11 protein-coding genes are annotated in these 16,739 nt (G+C 42.0%); 3 read left to right on the top strand and 8 right to left on the bottom strand.

From position 1 onward, the window contains the following. The first annotated feature begins 322 nt into the window (after positions 1-322). Positions 323-2,764, top strand: coding sequence for an alpha-L-arabinofuranosidase C-terminal domain-containing protein (locus tag ONT08_RS12090; protein ID WP_264960043.1), 2,442 nt, complete (start codon positions 323-325; stop codon positions 2,762-2,764). Positions 2,765-3,033: 269 nt separating this feature from the next. Here the strand turns inward: ONT08_RS12090 and ONT08_RS12085 are convergent, their stop codons facing one another. Continuing rightward, entirely contained in the window at positions 3,034-4,320 is a 1,287-nt protein-coding gene (locus tag ONT08_RS12085) for an ATP-binding protein (protein WP_117587675.1), read from the bottom strand. Between the two features lie 188 nt (positions 4,321-4,508). On the opposite strand from ONT08_RS12085, the gene ONT08_RS12080 reads away from it, so the two are divergent. Next, a complete protein-coding gene (locus ONT08_RS12080) occupies positions 4,509-4,787 on the top strand; it encodes a PD-(D/E)XK nuclease domain-containing protein (protein ID WP_259326421.1) in 279 nt (92 codons plus the stop codon). Between the two features lie 104 nt (positions 4,788-4,891). Here ONT08_RS12080 and ONT08_RS12075 read toward each other — a convergent pair whose 3' ends face one another. The 3 genes from ONT08_RS12075 to ONT08_RS12065 form a co-directional block, all read right to left on the bottom strand. Then, complete coding sequence (locus tag ONT08_RS12075; RefSeq protein WP_264960042.1) at positions 4,892-7,798, bottom strand: hypothetical protein; 2,907 nt, start codon at positions 7,796-7,798, stop codon at positions 4,892-4,894. Positions 7,799-8,026: 228 nt separating this feature from the next. Further along, a complete protein-coding gene (locus tag ONT08_RS12070; RefSeq protein ID WP_119250497.1) occupies positions 8,027-8,944 on the bottom strand; it encodes an IS982 family transposase in 918 nt (305 codons plus the stop codon). Positions 8,945-9,022: 78 nt separating this feature from the next. Continuing rightward, entirely contained in the window at positions 9,023-9,979 is a 957-nt protein-coding gene (locus tag ONT08_RS12065) for an IS982 family transposase (protein ID WP_437183607.1), read from the bottom strand. A gap of 202 nt (positions 9,980-10,181) precedes the next feature. Between ONT08_RS12065 and ONT08_RS12060 the strand changes: the two genes are divergently transcribed. Continuing rightward, the gene (locus ONT08_RS12060; protein ID WP_264959274.1) at positions 10,182-11,468 is read left to right on the top strand and encodes an IS1380 family transposase; all 1,287 of its coding nucleotides are present in this window, start codon (positions 10,182-10,184) and stop codon (positions 11,466-11,468) included. A 203-nt stretch (positions 11,469-11,671) separates the two neighbouring features. On the opposite strand, the gene glf is transcribed toward ONT08_RS12060, so the two are convergent. Genes glf through ONT08_RS12040 form a run of 4 tightly spaced genes read right to left on the bottom strand, consistent with a single transcriptional unit; the run spans position 11,672 to position 16,729 of the window. Next, a complete protein-coding gene (gene glf, locus ONT08_RS12055) occupies positions 11,672-12,781 on the bottom strand; it encodes a UDP-galactopyranose mutase (RefSeq protein WP_264960041.1) in 1,110 nt (369 codons plus the stop codon). After that, entirely contained in the window at positions 12,765-14,969 is a 2,205-nt protein-coding gene (locus ONT08_RS12050) for a peptidase domain-containing ABC transporter (protein WP_264960040.1), read from the bottom strand. The genes glf and ONT08_RS12050 overlap by 17 nt, the downstream gene beginning before the upstream one ends. Positions 14,970-15,026: 57 nt before the next feature. Then, positions 15,027-15,374 carry a hypothetical protein gene (locus ONT08_RS12045; protein ID WP_119227114.1) on the bottom strand — a complete coding sequence of 116 codons (348 nt, stop codon included), beginning with the start codon at positions 15,372-15,374 and terminating at the stop codon, positions 15,027-15,029. Between the two features lie 35 nt (positions 15,375-15,409). Continuing rightward, positions 15,410-16,729, bottom strand: coding sequence for a radical SAM/SPASM domain-containing protein (locus ONT08_RS12040; protein WP_119227115.1), 1,320 nt, complete (start codon positions 16,727-16,729; stop codon positions 15,410-15,412). Positions 16,730-16,739: the final 10 nt, after the last annotated feature.

Below are 16,739 nucleotides of genomic sequence, written 5' to 3'. Positions count from 1 at the left end.
GAAATCTGTGGGACATAAAAGAGTGAAATCTGTGGGACATAAAAAAGTAAAACCAGCGTAATCCGAAGAATAAAATATTCGGGGAAAGCGTATTATGATACTGGCGTGCTAATCCGTCCAACAGAGAATAAAAAGGTGGATTTTCAGCAGAAAATCCACCTTTTACACTATATTCTCCGTTTTGTCCACCTCTTTTCAGTGTATTTTGTGTACTTTTGCGGCTGTGTATGAATCGCAGCAGGAAGTAACTTCCAAAAGCTGCGGCTTCATGCTACCTGCAAATAACAAGCAACAAAATAAAAACAAGCCTAAAGAATAAACAATGAATAAGAAAAGACATTTTTTACTCTCGGCTGTGCTCGCCACAACATTGGCAGCCAACGCCCAAGTAACCATTCAGGTAGATGCCTCTAACCCAGGCGTCAAGGTTTCACCTAATTTATATGGTATCTTCTTCGAGGATATCAACCACGCTGCTGACGGCGGACTCTATGCCGAACTCATCAGCAACCGCTCCTTCGAAGATGATGACAAGAACATCCCTACCTGGAAAACTTCCGCCCAGGAAGGTGCAAAGATCCAGACACAACTCATCAACAAGGGTCTGCTCAACAAGGCACAGGGCAAGGCTCTCCAGCTTACCATCGCTGCCAAGCCAGCAGCCACAGCCTCTCTCATCAACGAGGGCTTCTGGGGCATCAACGCCGTACAGGGCAGAACCTACAAGCTCTCTTTCTGGGCAAAGGGTAGCTACAAGGGCGGATTGAAGGCTCGCCTCACCAACGCAAAGGGCGACAAGGTGTATGCTGAAACATCCCTCAATGCCAAGGTAGGCAAGAAGTGGACCAAATATACGGCTGAGTTGACAGCCAACGGAAACGACGCCAAGGCTCAGTTTGAACTCGTAGCCGACGGAAAGGGTACCATTGTTCTCGATGTAGTAAGCCTCTTCCCTCCTACTTTCAAGAATCGCGAGAATGGCTTGCGCCCTGATTTGGCTCAGCTTCTCTATAACATCCATCCTAAGTTCGTCCGCTTCCCAGGCGGTTGCTACGTAGAGGGACAGGAATCTCCTGAGAATGCTTTCCACTGGGAAAAGACTATCGGTCCTATCGAGGAACGTCCGGGCCATAAGAACGTAAACTGGCGCTACCGTACCAGCGATGGTATGGGATTCGATGAGTATCTGCAGCTTGCCGAGGATCTGAACGCCAAGCCTCTCTATGTTGTAAACGTAGGTTTGTGGCACGGCGGTATGACTCCTGTAGACAGCATCCAGCCTTGGATTGATGAGTGCATGAATGCCCTGGAGTATGCCAACGGTCCTGTTACCTCCAAGTATGGTGCGCTGCGTGCCAAGAACGGTCATCCGGAGCCATACAACATCGAGTATCTGGAGATTGGTAATGAGAACAACCAGCCGGATCCTGCGGCTCAGAGCGACCATTACTACGAGCGCTTCAAGAAGTTCAAGGATGCCGTATTGGCGAAATATCCAAAGATGCACCTCATCGGCAACGTGGTGGCATGGGGCGATGACAACCCTAAGTGGGAAAGCAACGAGAGCGTAGAGCTGCTTGATGAGCACTACTACAGAAACCCAGCCTGGTTTGCCGAGAACTTCAACAAGTATGATAACTACGACCGCAAGGGCAGCGAGATTTATGTAGGCGAATATGCCGTAACCCAGGGCTTCGGCAATATGGGTTCACTCGATGCAGCACTCGGTGAGGCTGTCTATATGATGGGCATCGAGAACAATTCTGATATTGTGACCATGGCATCCTACGCTCCTATCTTCGCCAACCTCAACAACCGTATGTGGGCGCCGGATATGATTCAATATACTTCTGACAAGGTATTCGGAACTCCATCTTACTACGTTCAGAACGTGATGGCGAACAACATCGGTACCCGTGTATTGAAGGTGAACCAGGAGAATCCATACAAATATGAGCAGCCCCAGGTGAAGCCAGCCATCTGCCGTGTGGGCATGGGAACATGGGGCACCCAGGTTTCTTTCGAGGACAAGGGCTACAGCGATGAGAACGGCAAAGCGCTGCCAATGACCTTGCAGGAACTGCCTACCGACATTCATGGACAGTGGAAGACTGAGGGCAGCCTCATCAAGCAGACCAGCAACGAGGAGAGCTGCATCCGTCTGAACCCAGGCGAGATTACCAGCAACGGTTATATATATAAGGTACGCGCGAAGAAGGATGCCGGAAACGAGGGTTTCCTCATCATCTTCAACTACGTGGATAAGAACAACTACTGCTGGTTGAACCTTGGTGGCTGGAACAATACCCAGCACGGCGTGGAGTCTATCGTGAATGGTGCCAAGAGTCAGATTGCTACCTGTCCAGGCAAGATTGAAACCGGAAAATGGTATGATATTGAGCTGAAGGTGGTAGGCGACAGCATCTTCGCCAAGTTGGATGGCAAGGAGGTATTCGCCACCAAGTTGAAGGCGAACACCCTTCCAGGCATCTTCTCTACAGCTACACTCGACGAGCAGACGGGCGAGGTAATCCTGAAGATTGCCAACACCAGCACCGAGCACACCACAGCGAAGATCAATCTTCAGGGTAAGGAGATTAAGGCTGGCAAGCTCATCCGCCTTTCAGCCAAGAACGGTCTGGAGGAGAACACCATCGACAATCCTACCAACATCTATCCTGTAGAAAACTACGTAACTACAGAGAAGAATGGTGCCACGGTAGAGATTCCAGCCAGCTCGCTGAACATCATCCGTTTGAAGTAAGAAACAAGCTACGTCTAGGGCATTAAGCCCTAGACAACTCCATCATAAAATCCATTTTGAATAGTTGATAAGAAAGTTAGTTAGAAAATGGAAGGCGGCAACCTGCGTGATGCAGATTGCCGCCTTATTTTTATCTATCGCTTCTTTTATCCGAAAGCATAATTGAAGAGCAGGAAGATGTCAACTCAGTCTTAACCGTAGTAGTCTTCGGGTCGAAGCCCAATAATGCTTTTAATTTATTCATTTCTTATATTGCGATTGATTTTTCTCTATTTCCTCTTCCCCATTTCCACAACCCAGTCATATACCGGTCGTATCTTGATGTCAAGGCCTTTTTCTGTAACTTGGTTGTACTCATGGTCGGTGAGCAGCAGCAGGTCGGTGCATTGCGTCTTGCGATGAGCCAGAAGTAATCCTTCAATCTCCCGTTTGCGAGTCTTGGGTGAAGAGATGTCATACGAAACCTGAATGGCTTGTTTCACCTGATTGTTTTTGCAAACCACGAAATCGCACTCGCCCGAGCGGTCGCTCAGATAATAGATATCATACCCCTGCGGCTTATAAGTTCTAACCAGCTGCAGATAAACAATGGTTTCCAATCTCCATCCCAGGTTCTCTCCCACCAGTGCATTATCTCTCTGATCCATCAATGCCACATCTATGGGATACACCTTCTCCTGGGTTATTCTCATCTTGCTCTTGGCAGAATACTTCTGAAGCCCCAGCAGCAGATAAGCCTGCTTCATGTATCCGATATAATTCCTGATGGTATGTTCCGATTTTACCCCCAGTGTAACCGACAGTTCCGAAGAAGACACGATGAGCGGAGCCACATTGAGCAGATGATGAGCCAACTGCTCGAAGGTAGCCTGATAGGTAATCTTGAAACGCTGTTCAATATCTCTCTGCAGGATATTGCTTACCAGATTCTTCACATAATTCTGGTGTTCGCCGATAACGAGCAGTTCAGGAAATCCTCCCTGTTTCAGATAATGATCGAAGGCAGCTCTCCTGAATGCCTGTACCTTGGTAGTCATTCCTTCCGTATCCACCTCTTTCATCAGACAATACTCATAAAAGGAGAATGGAAACAAAGGTATCTCCTTGCAGCGCCCCGAGAGATGAGTAGCCAGGTCGCTGCTCAGAAGTTTGGCATTAGAACCTGTTACGATGACATGCATCCGCCTGCGAAGCATACGATTCACGAAAAGGTGCCAGCCCTCGATATTCTGTATCTCGTCAAGAAACAGATAATTGAAATCACCATATATCTTATACAGTACTTCCAGAACATCGTTCAAATCTTCTGCCTGGATGTTAGCCAACCGCTCATCGTCAAAATCTACATAAGCGTATTTCACACCTGCTTTCTCCAATGCCTGGAAGCATAGAGTAGATTTGCCGCTACGGCGCACACCTATCACGACCTGAGCCTGCGTACTGCCCAAGTCTATCTGCGCCTCTTCTGGTCGATGACACAAAGTTTCGCCTCTACGTATCTCCAGTTCTTCCTGCTGATCAGAAAGAATCTGTTCTAAGTTTCTCTTATCCAGCATAATACCTCTTACTTTTTCTGGATGCAAAGATAAGAAAAAATAATAAAGAACGCCTTATTTTACAAGTTTTTAACTACATAGAATGCCTTATTTTACAAGTTTCGGGATATCAGAATGCCTTATTTTACATATTTCAGGGTATTCCGAACGCCTTATTTTACAAAGCATTTTATTTTAAACCATTATGCTTGGCTAATTCGGATTTTCTTCGTAACTTAGCAGCGCACTATATCCGCACAGAGGTAAAGAGCGCCATAGGCAGGGCTGATGCCGTGATGCACATGCCAGATACGATATATGTCTTCGAACTGAAGGTTGACAAGAGTGCCGAGGAGGCTTTGGCTCAGATAGACGAAAAAGGCTATATGCTGCCATATCATGCTGAAGGCAAGCGACTGGTAAAAATCGGTATCAGTTTTGACAGTACCCAGCGAACCATCAGCGAATGGAAGATTAAGGAAGAATAAAGAAAAAAAAACGAAACAGAAACTTACCAAGTTATCTGTTTCGGATTTTTTTGATGATTATATAGTTAGGATGAGCCGAGTACTTCGAGCCGACTTGATAAGACTTACTTTTTACCTTTTGCTACATGAAAACGATAAATGGCGTGGATGAGCACATAACGGGGCACTGTGTTATAGTATTTCTCTACCCTGCCCTGCGCATTGATAGTTCTATCCACTTTCTTCAACTGATGGAACACATCGAATGCATCAGCCTTCACAACCAATTTTCCCTTGAAAAATGGTCGGGAAAGGCGGAAGTTCCATAATAAATTGTCATCATTCATCACAGACTCACCATATCCGCGTCGACTATACATTGAAAGGTCGGTGTCAAACGAGAACCTGAAAGGAAGTGCCAATACTGCACTCAGCCCATAATGATAGTTGTAAGCATCAAGGGTTTCGAAATCCTTCTGTTCGCCATTGGAATGAAGACAGGCAACATAACCATTCACTCCCAAAGAATGCTTACCCAGTTTGTAGTCCAGACGCAAATCTTCAGAAATGGTGGATGTCTTTACTATACTCTTCTTCATCTCCACAGTTGCAGCATCACTAATCATATCAACACTGTTAACATATCCCCAAGAGGTAACCGTATTAAACATTAACCGTCTCTTCTTATCAACATTGCCACTCAATCCTAAGCGCAAGCTTGTATTCCAGTTACCATTCACATTGGTTGGCGAGAAAGTACGTCTACCAGTGTTTTTATCATATATAAAGCCCATAGCCACTGCATCGCTGGTAGAAGCATAATCGTATTTAAGATCATACATCAGAGACTTCAAACTTCCATTATAGACATATTGCAGATGATGCAACATAGAGTTCTTCAGTTTCTCATTTCCATAACGCTTTACATTCAGAGGGTCTGCATCATCTATATAATCAAACAGATAGAGCATCTGAGGAGCTACCTGAGTTATAGAATAGACCAGACTGCTAGAAAACTTTCTGTTTTTTCTATTTCCGCTCCAATATAGGGTAAACTCCGGGTTCAGAAAACTTAAATTACGAGAGAGTTCCTTGTCTAGAGATGCCCTTCTATAACGCATATTCTCATGCGAGAAGTTGAAGTTCCACTGGCTCTTGAACAAAATATCATTCTTTGCATCTTCTACCACCTGCCAGGAAAAAATCGCAAACGGCTTATGCGCATCAGTATGAAAATCATACAGATAACTATTAGCCGCATCTATCGTTGAAAGATAATCAGTAACAGATGGCAAGATACCTAATTCATGATTGGCATCAGCTCCCCATCCTGCAAGTTGATCCAAACGATAAAGACTATTCTCTTCATGAGAATACTTCTGCTCATAACCATATTGAATAGCTCCCCACAACTTATCAGAAACATTGAAGGAGTACCCCAAGCCGCCATGATAACGATACCCTTTAGAAGACCAAGGTACATAACGGCGACGATAATCATTATTTCCAGCAACATTTCCTGAAGCATAGTCAAGGCTATAAATGCTATATTCCTCATCATCTTTACCAAGCACTTCACCACCAAGCTTTAGCTGCAACATATCTCCAGCTTCGTTTACGATGAAATCTGAACTGTAGTCCAATGATGCGAGCCAACTCTTCAAGTCATTCAGGCTCTTACTTTCCACCCTATTTATCAAGTTCTTATACAGCTCGCCTGTTGAAATCGGGAAGAGACGATTCCACATCTGTTCCTGATTTTCCCAACTTTCAGCCATCAGAGCTGAATAAAAGATGGAATTCTGCTTACGGCGAGAGTAATTGGCTTTTTGGTCAATTGTCATATAGCATTTAGATTCTCTGCCACCAGGAGTCAACGTCAACATGTTGTTCATATTGAGATAGAAATTACAATACTTTGCTTCATTCATAGAACGCTCGTATGTATCCCCCGATGACAAGAAGTTGGTGCGATACGCATTCGTTTCCTCATGATTATCATAATGAGTAAGGTCGGCATTACTCCTTAAGCGGAATCGGTTTAATCTATCATCCACATTCAGGTTCACTCCCACCTTCTTTGTTGTTAATCTAGACATCGGCAGCTTCTCCGGTGTCCAGTCAGAGCCTTGCATCGGTGCACCACCATCATTCATATTATTAAAGTTGCTGAATATTGCCAACTGCGAATGGTCAGTTGTTCGCAAAGCAAACAAGCGCGCCAAATACAGGTCATCATTTGCCATACCAGCATCCACATTGCCCAACCAGCCAATATTATATTGTTTCTTCAGGTTGACATCCATCACATATTCATCCTCCTCAACCTTTCGTTTGGCAAACAGATTTAGGTCAGTTTTCTTTTCATATACCTTGATGGAGTTTACCGCGTATGTAGGCAAGTTCTGCAAGAGTACCGTATTATTACCCTTGAAGAAATCCTTGCCATTAAGCAAGAGGCTCTCCACAAACCGACCATTGACATAGATACGCCCATCCGACTTCAATTCTGAACCAGGCAACTGCCTGATAAGCGCATCGAGCATGGAGCCTTCGGAAAGTTGGAAGGCATCAGCATTATACACCAGCGTATCACCCTTGTGATAGAATTTCACCTTGGTAGCCGTTACTGTTACCTCATTCAGTAGCTGCTCATCATCCAACTTTTTCTTCTTACGCAAAAAAATAGTTGGCAAATAACGGGTATTCACCCGTTTACTAACCTTTACATCAAAAGAGAAACTTTGTGGCACATAGCCATCACACTCTACTTTGATGGTATATCTGTGATTGTTAGCAACTATAAACGTAAAGCCACCATTTTTCTGTTCGTTTCTTTCGTCTGATATAGTCTCTTTTACAACCTCTCCTTTGTCATCAAGCAAAGTTAGTTTTGCATTTGTAATAGCTGTATGGGTAACGAATTCCTCTACCCATCCACCATATTCTAGTGTTTTCTCCTTAGTCTGCCCCATCATAGGCAATCCGCACAGAATAGTTCCAATAATAAATAAGATTCTTAATTGCTTCATAATCTCAATTGTTTGTCAGTTTAACCTGTTGGCGGAATTAGTTTAGCGCATATTTAACCCTGCCAATCGGTCTATTGTTTACATAATTTATATATTACCTCAGTTCGGGATAACGAACTCTATCTAAAGGCTTTATAATGTTTTTATATAAGGGATACAGAGGCTTGGCAACCATCTATATATCTTGGATGGTTGCTGAGACAAAATCCTCCTGTAAAATATGCAATGTTAGAAAAGACTAAGCTGTTTCGTATCTTCGATAACGTATCCAGTAAGTGCCTTGGGCTTGTTGTCAAAGAAACAGTATGCCCCTAATGCAGAAATAATATTTATGATGAAATTCGCAACAGACCTGTGACGTGAATGTACTATCTGAGCCGTATTTTTCAACAGGTCATTAATCGTTTCAATGATGTATCTTTTGCGTAGCATCATCTTGTCATAGAACGGCATTAGTTTGTTCTTCATGTTCACTCTCAGTCCTGTTACCAACTGGATGCCTTCCTCAAAAAGCGAATCGAAGAGTTTTTGCGAGATATAGCCTTTGTCAGCAAACAGCTTGCCATACAGACGTTTAGCCAACACATCGAATACCGCTGGATCTTTGTCGCTGACGTTTGCACCAGTGAGAACAAAAGCAATTATCTCACCTCTATCATTACAAGCCAGATGTAGCTTGAACCCATGACACCATCCCATTGTTCCCTTTCCGTCTGTGGCAATGCCTTTGAACACTTTGTTGGCATAACGCCTGAGATTGTGGCATATTGGTATCATGGTTGAATCAACAAAGGTTATACCTGTACATCTGCCAAAAGCACGGAGATTCAGGAAGAACATGAGAGGGAAGAATACGCGACTTTCAAGTTCTACAAAACGGTTATAAGACACCGCATTTGGAAAATATGACTTCAAAGTTCCTCTAATAAAGAATAGGTAATAATGCTTGAAGTTTCGGAACGAGCCGAAATGGAAATACAGCAAAATCGTCATGATTTCACTATCAGATAAAGAGGCTTTACGTCGTCTGCGCTTTACTCCATCTTCACCCAAAAGCAATTTTCCTGCATTTTCAGCATCAAAAACTTTGTAAAATTCATCAATAATACAAAATAATTCTGTAACTTTGTCCTTGGTAATCTCCATAATGATATCTTTTTATGTTTGTAACTAATTGGATTTCAACTACAAAGATACAAAAAATATCGGAGATTACCAACTTTTTTAGGCACTATTTCTTATCCCGAACTGAGGTATATATTGCAAGACTGTGAATGCGCTAATTTTCCCGATGATTCGGGTAAACAGTCCTGGTGTTTGCTTTGCGTAATTTCTGAAGAGCATGAAGTGATCACAAAGTTGAGAGAAATTGGTCTCGATTCTCTTTCTCGCCTTTGCATAAGGCTTGAATGTTGGTCTCCAATTCTTCATATTCAGACGATATGGAACTTCCAACTTAATGCCTACAGAAGAAAACAGGTCTTGCTGTAGTTCTGCACTGAGGTAAGCACGATCACCTAGGATGCAACAGTCATGAAATTGAAACTTAACATCTTTAAGAAAATGAATGTCATGAACATTAGCTGGACTCAAATCATACGAGTGGATAACTCCACTTAACCCACAGACTGCGTGGAGTTTAAATCCATAATAGTATATCTTCTGAGTGGCACAATAGCCAAATGCTGGAGAGTTTGTCACGTCTGTTCCTTTCATCTTGCAACGCAATCCTCTGGACAAACGGCATACCTCTATCGGTTTGGAATCAATGCAGAAATATTCTTCTGCGCCATCCATCTTTGATGCAATGCGCTTACGAATCGTCTCGCATAATTCCGCTGTGAATTTTCGGCGGTCATTAAATTGACGTCGAGAAATCAGGTTTGGCATTTCAGTCTTATACTCCTTCAGTCTGTCGAACAAGTTGTTTTCACTGTCGATACTTAGATGCTCAGCAGTTAAGCTCAAAGCAACAACTTCGAGGTCTGAAAAACGTGGGACGACTCCTGGGCGAGGAATATTTCCTAGCTCATTAACTAAATTTATGGAGAAATTCTTGCATATCTCAAGAATTTTTACGAAATTTGCATACAAGTTGTGCATAGCGTGAAAGATTATAACTTTATGTTTTGACACCACAAAGTTACTAAAAATCAGCGAGATGCACAACTTTTTCTCCATAAAAGATACTAATTTTTAGGCGAATTTTAATTCCGCCAATGAGTTCAGTTTACGTTTTTATATATCCTTAATTCCGCAACACTATAGTTTAACATTATTTATAAGTGCCTGAGCAACAAAAAGTTGCCCAGGATTTTGCCATGTCAGAATTTTCACTTACCTTAGTGTTGCGAAAAGAAGACAAGCAAAACTCTAATATGACATGGCAAAGATACAAATAAAATCTGAGAAACTCACTCCTTTTGGAGGAATTTTTTCTATTATGGAGCAATTTGATGCTCTTTTAGCTCAAACCATAGATTCCACCTTGGGATTGAGATGCACTATGTTTGGTTATCAATATAGCGAAATTCTACGCTCTCTGATGTGCGTATATCTTTGTGGCGGCTCATGTATTGAGGATGTTACAACTCACTTGATGAAACATTTGTCTCTTCATCCAACTCTTCGCACTTGCAGCGCAGACACCATATTGCGTACTATCGAAGAACTGACTTGTAAGAACATCACCTATAAATCTGCTTCTGGCAACTCCTATGATTTCAATACTGCAGACAAGATGAACTGCTTATTGATCAAAGCCCTGCTTGCTACTGGTCAATTGAAATCCGGTCAAGAGTATGATTTTGACTTTGACCATCAGTTCATTGAAACAGAGAAGCATGATGCAAAACCAACCTACAAGAAGTTCCTGGGCTATAGTCCAGGTGTGGCAGTCATTAACGACATGATTGTCGGTATTGAAAATAGAGACGGCAACACAAACGTGCGCTTCAACCAAAGAGAGACTTTGGAAAGAATCTTCAAGCGACTGGAGGCATCAGAAGTATATATATCCCGTGCCCGCATGGATTGCGGCTCATGCTCGGAGGAAATCGTAGATATGGTAGAGGCTCATTGCAGGCATTTTTATATTCGTGCCAACAGATGCTCTTCCTTCTACGATTCCATGTTTGCCTTGACTGGATGGAAAACTGTTGAAATCAACGGTATTGAATTTGAGCTGAATTCCATCCTTGTTGAGAAATGGAAAGGAAAACCGTATCGTCTTGTCATACAGAGACAAAGGCGAATAGATGGAGACCTTGACATTTGGGAAGGCGAATATACCTACAGATGTATACTGACTAACGATTACAAGTCGAGTGCAAGAGACATCGTGGAATTCTACAATCTTCGTGGTGGCAAGGAACGCATCTTCGATGACATGAACAATGGCTTTGGCTGGAATCGATTGCCAAAATCGTTCATGGCACAGAATACTGTATTCCTGCTTATGACAGCTCTCATCAGAAACTTCTACAAAGCTATTATGCAGAGATTGAAAACCCATGAATTTGGATTGCGTGCCACCAGCAGAATCAAGACCTTTGTGTTCAAGTTCATCTCTGTTCCTGCAAAATGGATTAAGACGTCACGTAGGCATGTATTGAACATTTATTCAGACAACTATGCTTATGCCAACCTGTTCAAGACAGACTTTGGTTAAAGGCCATGCTTTTCTGGTTAAACCGGCGTATTACCTCAAGTCGCTTTATGGGGTAAGGGAATTTTGTGTCTGCGACATTTCTGTTGTGCAAGAAATATGTACAATAAAATGAATTTTGTCGCTTTGCAAGCAAAATCCCACTAAACCCTATAGGTTGCGGATTTGAGGTATATTAATTAGTGCGACAAAGATAATAAAATAATTCAAATTAGAGGTACAGAAAAAACTCTTTTTATCACCTCGTCCATATTATAATACTTATATTCTGCCAATCGTCCACCAAATAGCACATTTTTCTCCACATCTGCCAGCTCTTGATACTCATGATAGAGGCGATTATTTCTATCATCATTCACTGGGTAATAAGGCTCTGCCTGTCCTGGCTGATACGCCAAAGGGTACTCACGAGTGATAACAGTCTTTGGATTTCCATATACAGCCTCCCCAAATTGCTCAAAATGCTTATGCTCTATGATGCGAGTATAGGACGTTTCCCTATCCGTGAAGTTCATCAGTGCTACACCTTGATAATTAGGAACATCCAACGTTTCTGTTTCAAATCGCAAGGAACGATACTCCAATCTGCCAAAACGGCATCCATAAAAGTCATCTATCTTTCCTGTATAGACTAGTCTATCAGCAATTTCTCGCCAACTTTGACTCAAGCCCTCAAAGAATTCACAATCGGTCTTAACCTCACAGCCTTCCAGCAAAGCATTTATCAACTTATTATATCCACCTATAGGAATGCCTTGATAAGGGTCATTAAAGTAGTTGTTGTCATACGTTAGCCTTACGGGCAGTCGCTTGATGATAAAGCTAGGCAATTCTTTGCAGTTCCGCCCCCATTGCTTCTCGGTATAGCCTTTTATCAGTTTCTCATAGATGTCTTTGCCTACCAAAGACAGAGCTTGTTCCTCTAGATGATGCACCTCTCCCTTATATCTCTGCTGCTCCAAGAATTGCCAAGCCTCAGCAGGTGTATTCACACCCCACATCTGATGGAAAGTATGCATATTGAATGGCAGATTGTATAGTTCTCCCTTATAGTTAGCCAGGGTGTTCAGCGTAAAGCGATTGAAAGAAACGAACTGGTTTACAAAATCCCATACCTTCTGGCTCTTGGTATGAAAGATATGTGGGCCATACAGATGAACCTGTATGCCTTCCATTTCCCTACAATGCACATTGCCCCCAGTATGCGACCGCTTGTCTATTACAAGCACTCGCTTTCCTGCTTGCCTTGCCCGATACGCAAAAGTCGCCCCAAACAAGCCTGCACCTACAACAAGATAATCATACTGCTTTTTCATTGAGTTCCAATTGATTGTTTACCAATGTATAATAATATCCTTTCTGTTTGATTAACTCTTCATGAGTTCCCTGCTCCACAATGCGCCCTTTATCTATAAAGACGATATTATCGGCAGACTTCACTGTACTCAACCGATGGGCGATGACAACAACCGTGCGTTCTGCATAGAATTCTGTAAGATTGTGCATGATAACCCTTTCTGTCGTTGCATCCAAAGAAGAAGTCGCCTCATCAAAGAACACAAACTCAGGATTTTTATAGACAGCCCTTGCTATAAGCAAACGCTGTTTTTCACCACCGCTCAGATTGATGCCAGTTTCTCCTATCCTCGTCTGAAATTTCATCGGCAAATGATTTATTCTCTCGTCAATGCAAGCAAGTCTTGCGGCATATTGCATTCTTTCGAGATTAGGCTGTTCATCTGCCATGGCGATATTTTCGGCAACAGTTCCACTGAAAATCTTACCATCTTGCATGACCACACCACATTTCTTGCGCCAAGAATCCAGTTCTATCGTTTCCATACGGTCATTATCCAACCAAACGGTTCCTTGCTGGGGATAGTAAAAGCCTAGAAGCAATTTCAGTAATGTCGTCTTACCGCTTCCACTTGCCCCAACGATAGCTGTCATTTTCCCCTTTGGAATAAGAAGGCCCATATCTTTCAGCACATAATCACCAAAGCCTTTGTACCTAAAAGAAACATGGTCTAGCCTTAAGCCTTCACTTACCATTTCCTTTGTCAGCTTCACCTGCGTATCGTCTGATTCATTTGGAGTATCAAAGACTTCGTTCAAACGCTCCGCAGACAATCTTATCAAGATGGCATCATTTACCAAGGAATACAACTGTGAGACAGATGGTGTCAATTGTCCTAGCAAAAAACTAATCATCATCATTGTACCCATACTCAACTCATCCTTGATGACAAACAAGGCACATAAGCCAGTCAATATGATGTCTCTCAATTTTCCTAAGAAGTTTGCTCCATTAGATGCGTAAGCATCAATATACATCATCCTTAGTTGTAAGGCATTGCTCTTTTCCTCCAGCTTTCTCCAGACATTCATTCGAGCTTGCTGGGCATTGTTTAGTTTCACTTCCTGCATACCCATCATCAACTCATAGGTCACATTGTCTTTTTCTGCATGAAGAGAAAAGTTAGCATAATCATAACTTTTCTTCTTTTGTGAGAAATAGTAATTATAGCCAAAGGTCAACAAAGAGAATGCCATGAATATAAAGAACACAGCCTTGCTATTTACCAGCAAGATGCCCGAAAAGAACAAGATGTTCAATAAGGCAAACAAGATGTTGATAAAATTGTCAGTAAAGAAGCTCTGGATTCGAGACAAATCACTCACCTTTGCCAACAGCTCCGTACGTTGAGATACCTCAAAATATTGCATGGGCAACTTGATGACTTTCTCAAGATACACCAGCAAAAAAGCCACAGATGTTTTCAACGTAATCTTGGTAGATATAAAGCTAGACACAGTGTTTGCCGTAGCAAAACCGACAAAGAATATTAACTGACACAATAAGAGTTTCAAAACATTATCAATATTCTTGCTCATGATACCGCTATCTATTGTTGTCTTCAACAGAAGCGGCATTGCCCAATTCAATGCTGATACACACAACGTAAGCAACAACACATAAACGTATCTCAGTTTATAGCTACTTAATATTTCCCAAAGTTGAGATTGGAAATTCCTCATTGTTTTCCAAAGCGAGCCTTGTACAAAGTCACCTTTCTCGAATTTTTCCGTCGGTGCCAGTACAATAGCCACCCCATAATCATCAGAAAGAAAATCATCGCATAAGAAACTTTCCTGTAACTTTACCCTTCCTCGAGAAGGGTCTATGATTCTAAAATAATCCTTGTTCCTTTTCTGATGGATTCTATCTAATACGACAAAATGCCCTCGCTTCAAATACAAAATGGAAGGAAGAGGCATGCGCCTCAAATCCTCCATTTTCACATTCACAGCAATTGCCTGTAAGCCTATTTTTTCACAACACCCAATCATCTCCCTAACAGACACGCCGACACGAGTAGACTCACACAAACCTTTGATGGTTTGCAACGACATTTTCTTTCCATAATATGCGGATATCATTTGCAAACATACTGGACCACAATCAATTGTCGATATTTGTCTATAATAAGGAACCCGTTTCATTTACATTCACTAACAGAAAAGGATGGGAGTTTCAATCCCACCCAATAAATAATAAAATTAAAAAACTAAAGAAGGAAAACCTATTCCTAATTGCCTTGTCCCCCCGGTGCCACCAGTACCACCAGTACCACCAACACCTCCGGTCATACAACTTGCAGAATTATTAGTATAATCACAAAAACCGGTATTTTTGCAATCTGTACTATTGCTGCTTTGATCACATCTACCAGTATTCACGCATCTCTGGTTTTTGGTACTCAAACAAGAAACTTTATTTTTGTCGGTTTCTTCACCTCCTAGCAAGTCCTCTTGCCCTTCCAACAAAACAGCAGTCTGCCCACTCTGCCCCATTTTCACCTCCAGCTCTTGTACAAAGCTATTCAGTGTCTCTAAATTGTTACTCATAATCTTACATTTTTTTTATTATACAATAAGTTAACTCAAGCCATACAGCTTTCTTCTTTTCTTGCAGCTTTCACTATTCTTTCATAGAAACGTGTCAATACTATATTATCTTTTTCCATTTCGCTCTTGCATAATGTACAAGCATCCTTTACCTCAGAAGCTGTTTGCGAACATCCAGCTCCACAAAGTGGAAAAATCTTGCAACTTTGGCAAACCTTCTTAGAAAATTTATTGCACAATCTCTGTCTAGCATATTCTGGATGTTTCCAAAGAATCGAGCCGTCATTTTGCAAAGTTCCCAAACAAAGTTCTTCCGTGAAATCCCTAGCCGTACACTTATAAATACCACCATCATAATTTACTATGCACTCGTTTTCTAAGTCACCATAGCAGGGATTTCTATATGAATTTACACGATTGAAGAAATCTCCTACAAACTGGAACTTACTTTGAAAATCTGCTATCGTTTTCAGAAGAAGCTCATCTGTTGACTCAATAGCCTCATCCTGCCAAACTCGCTGGAAATCTATCGTTAACAATGACTTACCATAACCACTCAACGGTTCGATGTCTTTCTGCACTTGTCCCATAGAAGCGACGTTCTTACCGGAATAGTTCAAACGCAATCCAACATGGAATCCATTTTCCAACAACTTTTTTATATTTGCCAATATTCTGTCATACGAGCCACTTCCTGAAGCAGACCTTCTCACCTTGTCATGTTCTTCCTTGCTTCCATCAAGCGTGATTTGGAAAGAGACATTGGCATGCACCTTCTTCAAGTCCTCTATCAATTGGTTTGTTATCAAGTAGCCATTGGTTGTGAAATGTATTGAATATCCTAGCCCACGCTCTTTTTTCAAGTTCTCCACATGCCCGATGATTGGTTTTACCGTATCTATATAATACAGCAAAGGCTCACCACCGAAGAAAGAAAGGTGAAGAAATTCTATATGCTCGGTATCACACAGCCTATCTATCATCCGTTTAACACTCTCCACTGTTTCGGGCCGCATTTTCTTTCTGCCCGAATGATTCTCATAGCAATACCAACAACGGAAATTACAATTCAGTGTAGGATTGATGATTAAGTAGTATTCCTTATCATTCTTGCAATTCTCCAGTCCCTTCTTCACAACCTCCTCCGTCTCGTCCTTATCATTAGGAATAACGAAGCCTCCTTTTTCCAACTGCTCATAAAACTGTTCCGATTCCTTTTTCAAGACATCCAAATCTGTTTGCTTACCAAAATCAAGTTCCTTGCTATACAGTACAAACCTATCTGTCACAGCATTATAGAGCAACCACGATTTATCGGATACAGACAAACGAGTCGTATATTTACTAATCTTCATAAGCTAGATT

The sequence above is a fragment of the Segatella copri genome, from assembly GCF_026015465.1.
Taxonomy (GTDB): Bacteria; Bacteroidota; Bacteroidia; order Bacteroidales; family Bacteroidaceae; genus Prevotella; species Prevotella copri_E.
This window is presented reverse-complemented; position numbering and strand designations above follow the sequence as displayed.